13 protein-coding genes and 2 tRNA genes are annotated in these 15,771 nt (G+C 67.8%); 11 read left to right on the top strand and 4 right to left on the bottom strand.

The window, feature by feature from the left end; genetic code table 11:
- Nucleotides 1-96 precede the first annotated feature (96 nt).
- From CDN99_RS06680 to CDN99_RS06715, 8 genes are read left to right on the top strand one after another with little or no spacing between them, the layout of a single operon-like run.
- Nucleotides 97-2,484: a hypothetical protein gene (locus CDN99_RS06680; protein WP_088383882.1), complete on the top strand. Its 2,388-nt coding sequence runs from the start codon at nt 97-99 to the stop codon at nt 2,482-2,484.
- Complete coding sequence (locus tag CDN99_RS06685; RefSeq protein ID WP_088383884.1) at nt 2,484-2,879, top strand: hypothetical protein; 396 nt, start codon at nt 2,484-2,486, stop codon at nt 2,877-2,879. Before CDN99_RS06680 ends, CDN99_RS06685 begins: the two co-directional genes overlap by 1 nt.
- Nucleotides 2,863-4,593, top strand: coding sequence for a phage terminase large subunit (gene terL, locus CDN99_RS06690; RefSeq protein WP_158218770.1), 1,731 nt, complete (start codon nt 2,863-2,865; stop codon nt 4,591-4,593). The genes CDN99_RS06685 and terL overlap by 17 nt, the downstream gene beginning before the upstream one ends.
- A 30-nt stretch (nt 4,594-4,623) precedes the next feature.
- On the top strand, nt 4,624-6,951 hold the full coding sequence (locus CDN99_RS06695; RefSeq protein WP_088383888.1) for a glycosyl hydrolase family 28-related protein: 2,328 nt from the start codon (nt 4,624-4,626) through the stop codon (nt 6,949-6,951).
- A 9-nt stretch (nt 6,952-6,960) separates the two neighbouring features.
- Complete coding sequence (locus CDN99_RS06700; protein ID WP_088383890.1) at nt 6,961-7,272, top strand: hypothetical protein; 312 nt, start codon at nt 6,961-6,963, stop codon at nt 7,270-7,272.
- A gap of 5 nt (nt 7,273-7,277) precedes the next feature.
- Complete coding sequence (locus CDN99_RS06705; protein WP_141100675.1) at nt 7,278-7,622, top strand: hypothetical protein; 345 nt, start codon at nt 7,278-7,280, stop codon at nt 7,620-7,622.
- Complete coding sequence (locus CDN99_RS06710) at nt 7,619-8,005, top strand: M15 family metallopeptidase (protein WP_088383892.1); 387 nt, start codon at nt 7,619-7,621, stop codon at nt 8,003-8,005. Before CDN99_RS06705 ends, CDN99_RS06710 begins: the two co-directional genes overlap by 4 nt.
- Nucleotides 8,002-8,358, top strand: a complete 357-nt coding sequence (locus CDN99_RS06715) for a hypothetical protein (protein WP_088383893.1) — start codon at nt 8,002-8,004, stop codon at nt 8,356-8,358. Before CDN99_RS06710 ends, CDN99_RS06715 begins: the two co-directional genes overlap by 4 nt.
- Before the next feature lie 154 nt (nt 8,359-8,512).
- Here CDN99_RS06715 and CDN99_RS06720 read toward each other — a convergent pair.
- The 3 genes from CDN99_RS06720 to CDN99_RS06730 form a co-directional block, all read right to left on the bottom strand.
- Nucleotides 8,513-8,589, bottom strand: a tRNA-Arg gene (locus tag CDN99_RS06720).
- A 119-nt stretch (nt 8,590-8,708) separates the two neighbouring features.
- Nucleotides 8,709-10,694, bottom strand: a complete 1,986-nt coding sequence (locus tag CDN99_RS06725) for an OPT family oligopeptide transporter (RefSeq protein WP_158218771.1) — start codon at nt 10,692-10,694, stop codon at nt 8,709-8,711.
- A gap of 182 nt (nt 10,695-10,876) precedes the next feature.
- Nucleotides 10,877-11,272 (bottom strand): hypothetical protein, encoded by a 396-nt coding sequence (locus tag CDN99_RS06730; protein ID WP_088383897.1) that lies wholly within the window; start codon nt 11,270-11,272, stop codon nt 10,877-10,879.
- Between the two features lie 647 nt (nt 11,273-11,919).
- On the opposite strand from CDN99_RS06730, the gene proV reads away from it, so the two are divergent.
- Genes proV through proX form a run of 3 tightly spaced genes read left to right on the top strand, consistent with a single transcriptional unit; the run spans nt 11,920 to nt 15,492 of the window.
- On the top strand, nt 11,920-13,167 hold the full coding sequence (proV, locus tag CDN99_RS06735; protein ID WP_088383899.1) for a glycine betaine/L-proline ABC transporter ATP-binding protein ProV: 1,248 nt from the start codon (nt 11,920-11,922) through the stop codon (nt 13,165-13,167).
- A gap of 13 nt (nt 13,168-13,180) precedes the next feature.
- Complete coding sequence (gene proW / locus CDN99_RS06740; protein ID WP_193531694.1) at nt 13,181-14,428, top strand: glycine betaine/L-proline ABC transporter permease ProW; 1,248 nt, start codon at nt 13,181-13,183, stop codon at nt 14,426-14,428.
- Between the two features lie 53 nt (nt 14,429-14,481).
- Nucleotides 14,482-15,492 carry a glycine betaine/L-proline ABC transporter substrate-binding protein ProX gene (proX, locus tag CDN99_RS06745; RefSeq protein ID WP_088384416.1) on the top strand — a complete coding sequence of 337 codons (1,011 nt, stop codon included), beginning with the start codon at nt 14,482-14,484 and terminating at the stop codon, nt 15,490-15,492.
- Nucleotides 15,493-15,615: 123 nt separating this feature from the next.
- On the opposite strand, the gene CDN99_RS06750 is transcribed toward proX, so the two are convergent.
- A tRNA-Pro gene (locus CDN99_RS06750) sits at nt 15,616-15,692 on the bottom strand.
- Between the last annotated feature and the right edge of the window lie 79 nt (nt 15,693-15,771).

Genomic DNA, 15,771 nt, shown 5'->3' on the forward strand with positions numbered 1-15,771 from the left:
ATGCACCCGAATTGCCGACAGCAACTGAACACCGCGCGGACTGCGCAAGGCCGCAATCCTCTCACAGACGCCCAGGTGAGGGCGATCGATGACCGGATGGCGGCCACGCTGCGCCAGCTCGCGCGCACCGATCCAGCCTGGCAGAGCCTCACGCGCGACCAGCGCCTGCTCGCCGCCGGCACTCGCGCGATGCAGGACATCCAGGCGGAGGCTGCGCGCAAGGTGGCCAACGCCCAGCGCCAGGCTATCCGCACGGCGGAGACCGAGAACCGGATTCAAGGCCAGCCCAGCGGCTCGCGCACCGAGCGCCTGGTCGAGGACATGAACCTGACGCACGCCTACATCGACGGCATCAAGCGCGACGCGACGCGCAACCTCATGGACCTGATCAACGCCGCCGGCGATCGGCAGGGCGCCTCGGGAATTCGGCAGCTCGGCATGGTGCTGTTCGACGTCCAGAACCCGGTAATGACGCGCGACATCGCGCTGGAGGTCTTCGCGCAGGGCAACGGCGGCACGGGCAACGCCGCGGCGCGCGCCGGCGCGCAGGCTTGGCTGCAGGTGACGGAGGCTCTACGCCAGCGCTTCAACGGCGCCGGCGGCGACGTCGGCCGCCTGGACTACGGCTATCTGCCGCAGGCGCATGACCAGGTGCGCGTCCTGTCTGTCGGCCGGGATGTCTGGGCCAACCAGACGCTGCCGCTGCTGGACCGTTCGCGCTACCTGCACGAGGATGGGCGCCGCATGACGGACGCCGAGGTGCTCGACGTGTTGCGCGGCGCCTGGGAGACGATCAGCTCCGACGGTGCGAACCAGCGCCAGCCTGGCCAAGGTCCTGCGCCAGGAAGCGGCGCCCGCGCCAACCGCGGCAGCGAGTCCCGGCAGATCCACTTCCGCGACGGCGAGTCCTACCTGGCCTACCTCGGCGAGTTCGGCCGGGGCAGCATGTTCGACGCGATGATCGGCCACCTCGGCGGGATGGCGCGGGACATCGGCCTGGTCGAGCGCTACGGCCCGAACCCCAACGCCCAGATGCGTTTGCAGTTCGACCTGGCGCAGCGCGCCGACGGCAAGCTCGAGCGAGTCTTCGGAAACCAGCCCGACGCCTACTGGGCGCTGCTCAGCGGCACCGCCGGGACTCCGGCCAACGCGTCGGTGGCCAACATCGCCTCGCACATCCGCAACATTGAGACCTTCGGCAAGCTGCAGGGCGCGGTGCTGGCCAGCGTCACGGACCTGGGCACGTACTTCGTCACGACCGGCTTCAACAAGCTCAGCTACTGGGACGCGGTGACGAACCTCGGGCGCGCTGGCGGGCGCGAGGCCAAGGACTTCATGAACGCCCACGGCATGATTGCCGAGTCGATGATCAGCGACCTCAATCGCTGGACCGGTGAGAACGTCGCGCAGTCCTGGTCCGGTCGGATCGGCAACGCGACGATGCGGCTGTCGCTGATGAATGCCTGGACCGACACGCTGCGTCGGGCGTTCCAGCTCACGCATATGGCTGGCGTCGGCCGCCTGGCCAAGACCGACTGGCCAAGCCTCAGCGCCTACGACCGCTGGCGGATGGAAAGCAAGGGACTCACACAGGCCGAATGGGATGTGATCCGCAGCGCGCAGCCGGTGCAGTTCAAAGGGCAGGACATGATCACGCCCGACGCGATCTACGCCACTGGCGCACCCAATGCTGGTGAGGTCGTCGCGAAGTACCTGGGCATGCTGTCCGATGAGTCGGAGACCGCAGTGCTCAATCCCGACCTGGCCACTCGCGCGATCGGCACCTGGGGCGCGAAGCAGGCCGGCACGCTCAACGGCGAGCTGGCGCGCGCGGTGATGCAGTTCAAGAGCTTCCCGATCGCGATGATGTCGCGCCACTGGCGCCGCATGCTCGAGACCCCGCAGGGTTTGGAGGGCGCACCGGTGGTGGCCAACCGCCTGGCCTACGCCGGCGCCATGATGGCCAGCCTCTCGATCCTGGGCGCCGTCGCGTTCCAGATCAAGCAGCTCGTCACCGGCAAGGATCCGGTCGACATGACTACGGGGAAGTTCTGGACGCGCGCGATGGCGCAGGGTGGCGGACTGGGCTTCTTCGGCGACATGCTGCTGAGCGACACGACCGAGGACCGTGGACAACTCGACACGCTCGGACGCGCCCTGCTGGGCCCCACCTTCGGCAGCGCCGCCGACGCGTGGGAGCTGACCAAGGGCAACATCGACGAGGCGATCGCAGGCAAGGACACGCACGCCGGAGCCGAGGCGCTGCGCTTCGCCCGCGGGCACCTGCCGCTCGTGAACCTCTGGTACGCGAAGGCCGCGCTCGACCATGCAGGCCTGCAAGCGCTGCAGGACAATCTGAGCCCTGGATACCTGTCGCGCATGCGCCAGAAGGCGCGCAAGGACTGGCAGCAGGATTATTGGTGGCAACCCGGCTCCGACCTCCCGGACCGCGCGCCATCGTTCGAACAACTCGCGGGGCGGTGATGCGGCAAGAACAATTCGAGCGACTTCAGCAGCGGGCCGAGCAACTCATCGACGTCTTCCTGGACGAGTCGGATCCGGCGACCTGGCCGGGCCACGGCGTGCCGGTGGCCACCATGGACAAGTCGACCCGGGGTGACCGGTACTGGTGCAAGAAGAACGCCGTGGCCACGCTGGCCGTGGCGCAGCGCATCTCAGGCCTGATCGACCTCGTGCGCCGCAAGACGGCCGACGGAGACGACAACCCCGCCGCAGTGACCGCAGAGGCGGACGAGCTCGACGTCGCCGCGGCCGAGGCCGAGCGCGAGGCCGAGCGCCTGCTCAAGGGCTTGAAGGACGGCAGCCGCGCCGGCATGCGCGCGAAGCTTGCCAAGAAGCTGCATGGCGACAAGGCGTAAAAAGCCCGCCGATCCGCCCGCGGCGGAAGCGCCGCCACCGGCGCCAAGGCCACGGCGCAAGATCTCGTTCCTCGCCTTCTACCTGATGTGGGCGAAGCACCGCCGCTGGGTGATGCCGCAGGCTCACGTCCGCGCTTGCCAATGGCTCGAGCACCGCGGCGAAGTCGCCGTCTTCCGCGCGCATCGCGGCTTCTCGAAGTCGACGCTGCTGGCCGGCTACAACGCATGGCGCTACTACCGCGACCCGACCTATCGCATCCTCCACCAGGGAGAGGCGGACGGAACTGCATACAAGACCAGCCGAGACACCCAGCACGTGCTGCGGAATCACCCCCTCACGCGCGGCATGTTCCGCGAGGGCGGCGTGGAGCAGTGGTGGGTGCAGGGTGCGAGCGACCCTCGCAACGCCTCGATGTACGCCAAGGGCATCCTGTCCAACGTCACGAGCGCGCGCGCCGACGAGTGCCAGAACGACGACGTTGAGGTGCCGCGCAACATCCAGACGCCCGAGGCTCGGGAAAAGTTGCGCTATCGCCTGGGCGAGCAGACCCACATCCTGGTGCCAGGCGGCCGCCAGCTCTACGTGGGCACGCCCCACACCCACGACAGCCTGTACGACGAGCAGGAGGAGATGGGGGCCGACTGCCTGACGATCCGCATGTTCGAGCAGGAATTCCGGCTGCGCGACGCCGCGGCCGGCCCGCATGCTGTCCCGTTCCCGCCGGAGTTCGTCTTCAGCGGCATCGGCAAGCACGCCAAGCTGCTCGAGCTGGGCAAGGACTACACGATCCGCAATCGCCAGGTCGTGCTCAAACAGCCCGCGGTGCTGATCGACTTCTACGCCGGCGTGGCCTGGCCGGAGCGCTTCGACGGCAAGGAGCTGCTCAAGCGGCGGCGCAAGACCCGAACGATCAACGAGTGGGACAGCCAGTACCAGTTGCACTCCAAGCCGATCCACGATGTCCGCCTGAACCCGGATGCGATGGTGCCTTACGACGCGGAGCCGACCTGGCGGCGCATCAAGGGCATGCTTACCATGTGGCTGGGCGACGTGCAGATCGTCGGTGCCTCGTGCCGCTGGGACCCGTCTAGCGGCAAGCTCAAGTCCGACGTGTCGGCCGTCGCGGTGCTGTTCCAGGACGAGAGCGGGCGCCGCTATCTGCATCGCATCGTCCAGCTCATCGGCAAGCTGGTCGAGTTCCGCGAGGACGGCGCCACCATCAAGGGCGGCCAGGTGCATCAGTTGTGCGACCTGGTCGAGAAGTTCCGCCTGCCGCGCGTGACGATCGAGACCAACGGCATCGGCGGCTTCGCCCCGTCCGTGCTCAAGGGCGCGCTGATGCAGCGCAAGCTCCAGTGCGGCGTCGCCGAGCTGGACAACCGCGTCAACAAGAACAAGCGCATCCTCGAGGCCCTGGAGCCGCTGCTCATGACCGATGACCAGCTCTGGGCGCACGTATCCGTGCTGGACAGCGAGGAAGGAGAGGAGGGCAAAGGCCTGCTGCCGATCCAGATGCGAGATTGGAATGCCGCGCTCACGGACCAGGAGGACGATTACGTCGACGCCGCCGCCGGCGCCGTGACTGAGACACCCGAGCGGGTGATGCGAGCGGTGGCTGGCGATGGCGGGATTCCGCCAGGATCCAACCACGACAGTTGGCGCCCATCAAGCGGCGCGCACCAGATCGAGATCGAAGCCGGAATCGTTGAATGACGTGTTGCGCGCCCCACCAGCGAGGCGCGCATGCCAGTCACCGAACAGACCCCCATTGGCAGCGCCGTCGGCAACGGCGTCGCCACCGTCTTCCCCTTCGATTACTACGTTTCCCAGGCGGCGGACCTGGTAGTGCAGATCGATGGCGTACCCAAGGTGCTCAACGTCGACTACACGGTCTCCGGCATCGGGAATCAGCAGGGCGGCCAGATTGCCTTCGCTGTCGCGCCGGGCGTCGCGACGAGCGTCACGCACTTCCGAGACACCTCGCTCGATCGCAGCATCGACTACCAGACCACGGGCGACCTCTTCGCCAATACGCTGGACTTCGACGTCGACCGGCTTTGGCTGGCACTGCAGGAAATCTACAGCGGAGGGAAGGGCGCACCCACGGCGATTCGAGTGCCGCCTGGCGAGACCGTTCCGCCGCTGCCAAAGGCCACGGATCGAGCCAATCGCGTGATCGGTTTCGACAGCAACGGCAACCCGATCGCAGTCTTGCCGACCGGCGGGGACGCGACGTCTCTGGCCATCGACCTGGCCAGTTCGAACTCCGCGGCGAAAGGCGCCGGACAGATCGGATTCGCGTACGCGTTGGCTTACGGTGCCGGAACGCTCGGGCGCTGGCTGAAAGACTTGGCTCAGTCCGCCGGCTCGTCGTTCATCGGCTTCATCCGCGGCGGGGTCGGCGCGGTCCTGCGCACCGTGCAGGACGTGCTGCGCGAGCGCGTGAGCGTGAAGGATTACGGCGCCGTCGGCAACGGCGTGGCCAACGACGCGGCCGCGTTTCAGGCGGCTGCCACCTATGCCGCAACCGTCGGCGCCGCGGTGTTCGTGCCGGACGGGAAGTACCTCATCAACGGCATCGTCACGCTTCCCGACAAGGTCTCGCTATGGGGCAACGGCAAGTCCACCAGCGAGCTTCAGTTCGGCCCGTCCGGCGCGCTGCGGATCACGGGGACGAACCTGGGCGCCGGGGCCTCCGGTCACCTGTCGATCCGCGGCCTGGGCATCACCAACCAGGGCGGTGGGCCGACCTATGCGCTTCAGCTGAGCTACGCGACGCGCGTCCTCGTCTCCGACTGCGTCATCTACAACACCAGCATCCAGCTCTCCGCCTTCTCGTACATCAACATCGAGAACTGCGACATGTTTGGCGGCAAGATCGTCGGCGACCACCCGACGGTCAACGAGATCAGCGAGGCGCTGAAGATCTCGCGCTGCAACGGCAGCAACTTCGGGATCGACATCAAGGACACTGCCGATGTCCACATCAGCCTGACGCACCTGCTGGGCCCGGCGTCGCAGATCCTGATCCAGCGCGGCGAGCAGAACAGCTCCTTCTACCCGCCGGTGCAGATCGCCAACTGCATCGTCGACAGCGGCGACGACGAAGGCATCTACCTGATCGGTGTGGCGCCTCGGGTGTCCGATACCTTCGTGAGCGGCGGGCGCACGAATCTGAAGTCGGGGGTTCGGCTGAACGACTGCGTGGAAGGTAGCCTGAAGGGCGTCACGTCGCGCTTCTGCGGCAACCATGGTCTGCACTTGGGCTTCTCGAAGCAGATCAAGGTGTTGGGCTGCCACTTCGACGACAACAAAGTGTCGGGCATTCGCCTGGGCGATAGCAGCAACATCACGATCATCGGCAACACGGCGATCAATCAGCCGTCGTGGTTCGGTGGCAACTACCCGCAGGTCAACGGCATCGTCGACGAGCCAAGCAACTGCACGAATATCACGTGCGTCGGCAACCAGGTCTCGGGCAACACATCGACGCAGATCTACCTGCCGGCTGCCAGCAACATCATCCACAGCAACAGCGGCTACAACGAGGGCCGGCTGACCTGCGACAGCTGGCGCCCCAACACCGACAACTCCGCGTCTCTCGGAACTTCTGGCGCTCGCTGGAGCGTGGTCTACGCCGCCTCCGGCACGATCAATACGTCCGACGAGCGCGAGAAGACGTCCATTGAGCCGCTGACCGAGGCGCACCGCCGCATCGCGCTGTTCCTCAAGGGGAAGATCGGCGTGTTCCGCTTCAAGGATGCGATCGAGCAGAAGGGAGAAGGCGCGCGGTACCACTTCGGTGTGGGCGCCCAGACCGTGGCCGCCGCCTTCGCCGCCGAGGGCCTGGACCCGCATGCATATGCGCTCTTCTGCTTCGACGAGTGGCCGGAATTGCCAGAGATGGTCGTCGAGCACCCGGAGGTGCCGGAGGTCCGTGACGATGACGGCAAGGTGGTGATCGAGCACCAGCCCGCGCGTCGCGAGGTCGTGCAAGAGGGCAAGCCGGCCGGCAACCGATACGGCATCCGCTACGACGAGCTCGCGATGTTCATCCTGGCCGCGATCTGAGGCGCATACATGGACCTCGATCCTGACCGCGTTCTCTCCAGCCCGTTCACCGTGGGCGGCTTCGGCGCCGTGGTGGCGCTCAAGTTCGCGCCGGGCACGAGCTGGTGGGAGCGCGTGACCAACGTGGCCAGCGGCGCGCTGGCGGCGGGCTACCTCGCGCCGGCGCTGGTCGACTGGCTCCAGCTCAAAACACCAGGCCTCGCCAACGCGTCGGCGTTCGTGATCGGACTCCTGGGGATGTCGTTGATCGCCGCCCTGCTGCAGGGCATTCGAGACCTGAAGCTGGCCGAGATCCTGAGCGGATGGCTGGCGCGGAGGTGATCACGATGATCGAAGTCTTCAACGGAGTGGTGCACCTGGTGCTGGGCCTGGTGCTGGTGGCCGCGGTGCTCAGCAAGAAGGTCAAGGACGGCATCGTCGTCAAGGCCGGACTGATCTGCCTGGCGCTGGCCTTCGCGGCCGCCGGCTGCATGCTGATCAACGGCATCGAGTGGGGCGCGGCGATCTACCTGGCGCGCGCTCTGGTGCTGCAGTCCATCGGGCTGCTGCTGCTGGTGCTGGGCTACTGGATCCGCCGGCGCCGAGCCGGCACGCCGCTTACGCGCATCAGCGACTGGGTCGATCTCGACGAATCGGACTTGCCGCACGTGAGCGGCGGGAGGAAGCCATGACCTTCAAGTTCTCCACCGCCAGCGAGCAGCGCCTGGTCGGTGTGCACCCCCACCTGGTCAACGTCGTGCGGCTGGCGTTGTCCATTTCGCCGCTGGACTTCAGCGTCACCGAAGGCCTGCGCACGAAAGAGCGGCAGGCCCAGCTTGTGAAGGCGGGCGCCAGCAGGACCATGAACAGCCGGCACCTGACCGGGCACGCGGTCGACCTGGCGGCGTTCCTCGAGGGGCGCGTGAGCTGGGACTGGCTGCTGTACCGGCGCCTGAACGACGAGGCGATGCAGCCGGCAGCCAAGGAGCTGGGAATCCCCATCGTCTGGGGCGGCTCCTGGGTCAACTTCCCCGACGGCCCGCACTGGGAGCTGAACCGGGTGAGTTACCCGTGATCAGCCCCTGGTTGATCATCGGCGCGGCGGCGCTGGCCGGCGGCGCCTACTGGCAGGGCCGCCAGGACGGCCGCGACTCCCAACTGGCCGAAGCCGCCCGCGACACGGTCGTCGCCGCCATCGCCTCGGAGGCCGCCGCCAGCGCCGCGGCCGAGGCCATCAGCAAGATCACCGTCACCCACCGGACCATCCGCCAGGAGCTGCAACGTGACATCGTCGAGAAGCCGGTCTATCGCGACCCTGACTGCCGCACTGGCTCTGACAGCCTGCGCCGCTTCAACTCCGCCATCCCCGGCTCCGCGCAACCAGGCGCTGATCGTCGCGAGCTGCCCGCCTCGGACGCCGGCCACTGACGACTCGATCGGCGGCTGGGAGATGAAGGCCTACGAGCTGGCCGAGCAGTACGACGCGTGCCGCGCGGCGGCGCTGGGCGGGCGCTGAGTTAGACACTGTCTAACTTTCGGCACTTCGGCACGATCGCGAAATTGCGCAAGTGCTTGATTTGATTGGCCTGCCCGGAGGGACTCGAACCCCCGACCTGCTGCTTAGAAGGCAGCTGCTCTATCCAGTTGAGCTACGGGCAGACGGATGCCAAGCCGTGAATTGACAAGGCCCCTTGGTCGGCGTTCCCACGCCACCCAAGGGGCCCGAATTGTGCCACGCGATCCCGCCGCTCTTCACGAGAAGCGGGGCGCGGTCAGGCTCAGATCAGCACGTTGACGATCGCGTTGCCGATGCCCATCAGCGCCGCGCCCGAGATCAGGCCCGCGCAGATCGGCTCGCAGCCGTCGACCCAGCGCTTCCAGCCCTGGGAGCCCGGCGTCTTGTAGACCTTGGCCATCACGAAGAAGATCATCGCGCCGACCCACATCGCGAAGGTGGACTCCGGCGGCAGCACCACGCCCAGGCCGATCGCCACGGACGACAGCGGGAACTTGCCCTTCGTCATCATCTTGATCACCTCGATGACCACCGCGCAGGCCGCGGCGATCGCCATCGTGATCAGCGCCGACGCCGGCAGGCTGTGCAGGCCGTTGGCGATGATCTCCGCCACGCCGCGCCATTGCACCGCGGCCGGCATCGAGAACTGGTCCGAGATGATGGTGGCCGTGCTGCGCACGCCTTCGGCGTTCTTCGGCACGAACAGCAGGAAGAACAGCGGCACGCAGAACAGCACGCCCGCGACCACGCCGATCACGTGGCCGATCGCCTGATGGCGTGGCTTGCCGCCCAGCATGTAGCCCGGCTTGATGTCGCTCAGCAGGTTGGCCGCGTTGGAGGCGATCTCCGAGGTCATGCCCGCCGGCACCAGGTTGCTGGCCGGGTTGCTGCGGTCGATCGCGCCCATCGTGAACTGCGTGATCTTGGACAGCGCGCCGGTCGGCGTCCACGAGGTCAGCGCCATCGAGTTCGTGCAGATCACCGTCAGCACGAAGATCAGCGGCAACGAGATCAGCGCCATCAGCATCGGCACGCCGAAGAACTCGTGCGCGATCCACGCCGCCAGCACGCCGAACACCGGCACGCCGACGTACGAGATCCACAGCGGCACCTCGATGCCGTTGAGCAGGTCGCTGCCGATCGTGTCCTTGCCGGCCTTGCGGCGGAAGGACTTGAAGACCGCCAGGAACAGGTCCGGCTTGGCCAGCAGCGTCGTCAGCGAGCCCGCGACCATCATCGCCACGCCCCACCACATCGACCACTGGTTGACGATCTCCACGCGCGAGATCGGGATGACCGCGCCGGTCGGGGACACGCGCTGCACGATGTCGCCGGCCTGGATCATGATCGGCGCCAGCACCGCGAAGTTGATGAAGGCGCCCAGCAGGCAGCTCGTCGCCACCGCGATGCCCATCAGGCCGCCGACGCCCAGCATGGCCGCGTCCAGCGTCAGGCGCAGGCCCAGCACGCGGATGTCGGTGCCCAGGATCTTCGGGATCCAGATGTCCGCCTTGGCGGCCAGGCCGTAGTAGTACTGGTCCAGGCGCTCGTGGAAGGTCCAGGGCTCGGTCATGCCGGCCCACTTGTCCATGCGCAGGATCTTGAACTGCAGCAGCTTCATCCAGCCGTCGCTGATGATCGCCTGGTAGATCGCGGCGCCGCCGGCCACCTTGGCCAGCAGCTTGGCCTTGTACATGCCCTCGCCACCCTCGCCGGTGTAGAGCGAGTCCAGCACCACGCCGCAGGCGCGGCCCTCGGGGAAGGGGAGCTGGTCCTCGTTGATGAAGCGGCGCTTCATCGGGAAGGCCACCAGCACGCCCAGCACCGCGATCACGATCATCCAGACCATCATCTGCCACCACGGCACGATGTGGTCCACGACCAGCATGTAGGCCGCCAGGCTGGAGAACAGCGGCGACACCACGTAGCCGGCCGCCGTGGCGATCGACTGGGTGCAGTTGTTCTCCAGGATCGTGTAGTCCTTGGCCCAGCCCAGCGACGCGAAGATGCGGAACATCGCGAAGGCCAGGATCACCGACGTCAGGCCGACCCCGACGCTGATGCCGGTCTTGCCGCCGATGTACAACGAGGTCGCCGCGAGCACGCCGCCCAGCATGAATCCCGTGAAGGCGGAACGCAGCGACAGCTGCGCCATGTCACCGCGATAGATGTTCTTGAACCACCACTCGTCCTTCTGGGCCCGCGACCAGGTCTGGACCTGCTCGTCGGTCAAATGCTGTAGCGCCATGCTTGTGCTCGATCCTTCGGGGCTTGCCCGCTGCGGCGCCCCGGCTCCGGGCTCGTGACCCGGAAGGACGCTGTTCTGAAACAAAAAACAGCGCGCATTCTCTCCGCCTGACATCGTGCTGACATGACCAAATGCCTAGGGTTTCCACCCGGTTTCAGGCGCGGATGTGCGATTCCATCGGGTCACGGGGGCGTTTTGTGCGAAGGCGCGGTCGTCGGAGGTGAAGGCGGCGTGGGGAGGGTGTCGGCGTGGGGCGGCGGGGGTGGGGTGGCCGCGGCCACCGCGATGGGCCTGTCCCGGGTCGCGATGGTGACGCACAGGCCGGCCATCGCGAGCAGCAGGCTCGCCGTCAAGGCGCCGAACCAGTTCCGCATCGAGGACTCCAGCTTGGTCGTCGCTTCGCGGATCTCCTTGATCTCGGCCTGCAGCTTGTTCCCCGTGCGCTCGATCGTCGACGTCATCTCACCGCGCAGCTTGTCGATGTCGCCACGAAACTCTGTTTTCAGCTCGTCGCGGACAGCATTGAGGTCGGATTTCGTCGCGAACATCTGAACGGCAAGGTCGTAGGGGCTGGACATCTCGGCCCTCCGGTGATTCGTTGGATCGAATCGTAGGAAATCGGTTCCGCGCCGTGAATTGCTTGAAGTCGTTCGGTTCGGCCGGATGGAAGTCACTGCGAGGGCGTCGATGCCAGAGATGAGCAGGTCGAGCGCTTGAGCCACGTCAAGACGGGCCAAGACCCGGCACCGAACTCGGGCGTGCGCAGCGGGGCGGCGCACCCGGAAGCCAGGGATGCATCGGGCGGGATCCGCCCCTTGCAGCCTTGTCGGGGTTGACTGCTTCATGCATGAAAGTTATAGTTACGCCTCTGTAGCAGATCAACCGGTTATGTTGATCGGCCTCGCCCGACTCTCGGATCGTCGCATCCGGTCGCGGTGCGGGCTTCTCGCTCCCGGGCCACGCCCGGTCGCTCCTGCCGGCCTTGTCCGGCCCACTCCCACGCCAGGCTCATCCAGGCGGCGCCCGTAGACCCGGCCCGCTGCCTGCCATTGAAGCCTCCGGCGGGTGTTGGTGGTTCGTGTCGTCTCGCCAGTGCCCGTCGGCAGCCCCTGAGGCCCGCCGGCGCCGCCGTGTGCATCGTCCGGTCGCCCTTCGGCTGACGCGTGATCGCCGCCGTGCCTCCGGGCCGGCGATCGCCCATCACTGCAGGAAAGGACTCGCGGCCATGGCCAAAGGCATTCTCATCGACCACGTCTTCAAGGTCTTCGGCGACGCGCCGGAGCAGGCCTTGGCATTGGCCCGCCAGGGCCGTTCCAAGAAGGACATCCTGGCGAGCACCGGCCAGTCCATCGGCGTGTTCGACGCCACCTTCGAAATTCAGGCCGGCGAGATCTTCGTGATCATGGGTCTGTCGGGCTCGGGCAAGTCGACGCTGGTGCGTCTGCTCAATCGCCTGATCGAGCCGAGCGCCGGTCGCATCGTGATCGACGGTGAGGACATCAACACCCACTCGCCGTCACGGCTGCGCGCGCTGCGCCGCAAGGACATCAGCATGGTGTTCCAGTCCTTCGCGCTGATGCCGCACATGAGCGTGCGTGACAACACCGCCTTCGGCTTGGAGTTGTCCGGCGCCGACCGCGAGCATCGTCTGGCGCAGGCCGATCACGCGCTGGCTCAGGTGGGCCTGGCGGGGTGGGGAGACAAGTACCCGGACGAGCTCTCGGGCGGCATGCAACAGCGCGTCGGGCTGGCGCGGGCGCTGGCCGCGGATCCGTCCATCCTGCTGATGGACGAGGCCTTCTCCGCGCTGGACCCCATCATCCGCACGGAGATGCAGTCGGAGCTGCTGCGGCTGCAGCAGGTGCAGCGCCGCACCATCGTTTTCATCTCGCACGACCTGGACGAGGCGATGCGCATCGGCGACCGCATCGCGATCATGAAGGACGGTCACGTCGTGCAGGTCGGCACGCCGGACGAGATCCTGCGCAACCCGGCCGACGACTTCGTCCGCAGCTTCATCCGCGGCGTGGACACGGCGGCGGTCTTCAAGGCGGCCGACATCGCGCGCCAGCCGCTGACGCTGGTGGCCGAGCACCGCGACCGCGGCGCACGCGCCGGGCTCAAGACGCTGGAGGACCAGGACCGCGAGTTGGCGCACGTCGTCAGCCCGACACGTCGTTACCTGGGCACGGTCTCGGCGGACTCGCTGCGCGCCGCGCTGGACGGGCATGTGGGTCCGCTGGGGCTTCAGCATGCGTTCCTGGACGGGCTGCCGCCGATTGCCGCGGACGCGCCGGTGGCGGGGCTGTTCGGCCAGGTCGCGCAGGCGCCGTGCGGCGTGCCGGTCGTGGCCGGCGACGGCCGCTTCTGCGGCGCCATCAGCAAGACCACGCTGTTGAAGTTCCTGGATCGCGACACGCCGCCCATCGAGCCTGCGTCCGGTCATCACCCCGCCCAAGCTGCCGCGCATTGAAGAAGGAATCGCCATGAATGACACCGCCCTGATCGCGCCGGCCGCGTCCGATGCCGCCCTCGATGCCGGCCTGAATGCCGCCGCCTCCCCTGTAGCGATGCCCGCGATGCCGACCGCCGCCGTCGACGGGGTGGTCGCGCCGCCGGCGCTGGATCCGTGGGAGGCGCTGTCCCAGGCGCCGGACCCGGCCGCCACCAGCGCCTGGCTGGATGCCCCGGCCCATGCCGCCGCCGCGGGCGCGGACCCGGTCGCGAACGGACCGGGCGGCGTCCTCGGCGACGCGCTGCACCGGCTGTGGGACGGCACCTTGCCCGTCGAGTCCTGGATCAACAGCGGCCTGGGCTGGGTGGTCGAGCATTGCCGGCCCTTCTTCCAGGCGGTGCGGCTGCCCATCGACGGCACCTTGAACTCGGTGCAGGGCCTGCTGACCGCGCTGCCGGCGCCCGCAATGATCGCGCTGATCGGCTTGCTGGCCTGGCAGTTCGCCGGCCGTCGACTGGCGATCGGCACCGCGGTGTCACTGCTGCTGGTGGCGACGCTGGGCATCTGGGCGGAGGCGATGGTGACGCTGTCGCTGGTGCTGACCTCGCTGCTGTTCTGCCTGTTGATCGGCCTGCCGCTGGGCGTGCTGCTGGCCGGCAGCGACCGCGCGGAGCGCGTCATGCGGCCGGTGCTCGACGCGATGCAGACCACGCCCGCGTTCGTCTACCTGGTGCCGGTGGTGATGCTGTTCGGCATCGGCAACGTGCCCGGCGTGATCGTGACCATCGTCTTCGCGCTCGCGCCGCTGGCACGGCTGACCAACCTGGGGCTGCGCCAGGTGCGGCCCGACCTGATCGAGGCGGCCCGCGCCTACGGCGCCTCGCCGTGGCAGATGCTCATGAAGGTGAAGCTGCCGCTGGCGATGCCGTCCATCATGGCCGGCATCAACCAGGCGTTGATGCTGTCGCTGTCGATGGTGGTGATCGCCTCCATGATCGCCGTCGGCGGCCTCGGGCAGATGGTGCTGCGCGGCATCGGCCGCCTGGACATGGGCCTGGCGACCGTCGGCGGCCTGGGTATCGTCATCCTGGCCATCACGCTGGACCGCCTGACGCAGGCGCTGGGCCGCTCGGCGCGCGTGGCCGGCCGGCGCTGGTGGCACACCGGCCCCGCGGGCCTGGCGCTGCGCGGCCTGCACCGCCTGGTGCGCGCGCCGCGCGTCGCGCAGGAGGTGGACGTGAACGGGGCCGAGCCGGCGCCCGGTGGAGCTCGCCCATGACCGCGCGCCTGCATTCGACCCGCCCGTCCATGACCTCGCAAGGAGAACCGCGCATGCATGCAACCCCATCCCGCGCCGGCCGATGGCTGGCCCTGGGCCTGATCCTGTTCTCGCTCGCCGTCTTCGCGCGCGCCGAGCCCTTGCCCGGCCGTGGCGTCACGGTGCAGCCGCTCAAGAGCTCGCTGGCCGAGGAGGCGTTCCAGACGCTGCTCGTGTCGCGGGCGCTGGAGCATCTCGGCTACACGGTGTTGCCGATGAAGGACCTGGAGCCGGCCACGGAACACCTGGCCATCGCCAACGGCGACGCCACCTTCATGGCCAATCATTGGCGGCGGCTGCACGCGGACTTCTACCGCAACAGCGGCGGTGACGCCAAGCTCGCACGCGGCGGCAGCTATGCGTCGGGCGCCGTGCAGGGTTACCTGATCGACCGCAAGACCGCTGAACGTCACGGCATCACGCGCCTGGACCAGTTGAAGGACCCGGCGATCGCCCGGCTGTTCGATACCGATGGCGACGGCAAGGCGGACCTCACCGGCTGCAATCCCGGCTGGGGCTGCGAGGGGGTGATCGAGCATCAGCTCGACGCCTATCAACTGAGGGGCAGCGTCACCCATCGCCAGGGCAGCTATGCCGCGCTGATGGCCGACACCATCGCCCGCTTCAAGCAGGGGCGCCCGATCCTGTACTACACCTGGACCCCGTACTGGGTCAGCGCCGAGCTGCGCCCGGGCCGGGACGTGGTGTGGCTGCAGGTGCCGTTCTCCGCCTCGACCGACGGCGAGACGGACACGCGCCAGGCCAACGGCAAGAACTACGGCTTCCCGGCGGACGAGCAGCAGATCGTCGCCAACCGCGCCTTCGTCGAGAAGAACCCGGCGGCGGCGCGGCTGTTCGAGGTGATGCGCCTGCCCATCGCCGACATCAACGCGCAGAACCTGCGGATGAACGAAGGCGCCGGATCGCAGCGCGACATCGAGCGCCACGTCGACGGCTGGATCCGCGCGCACCGGCAGGACTTCGACGGGTGGCTCGCGCAGGCGAGGGCGGCCTCGGGCTCGTGATGGGGGCGCCCGGTCGCGGGGCATGATCCGGCCGGCGGGACGTGGCTGGACGACTCGCGCAAGACCTGGCGCCAGAACGAGAAAAGCCGCAAGGAAGTGATTCCTTGCGGCTCTCGAGATCAATGGTCGGGGCGGCGGGATTCGAACTCGCGACCCTCTGCTCCCAAAGCAGATGCGCTACCAGGCTGCGCTACGCCCCGACGAAGCCTTAGATTGTAGACCGAAAATCAGGTCGCGCCGGAGAAGTCTTTCGATCGCGGTTCCGGGGGCGTGATGGCC

Origin of the sequence: Roseateles aquatilis (genome assembly GCF_002205645.1) — a bacterium.
GTDB classification, from domain to species: domain Bacteria; phylum Pseudomonadota; class Gammaproteobacteria; order Burkholderiales; family Burkholderiaceae_C; genus Roseateles; species Roseateles aquatilis.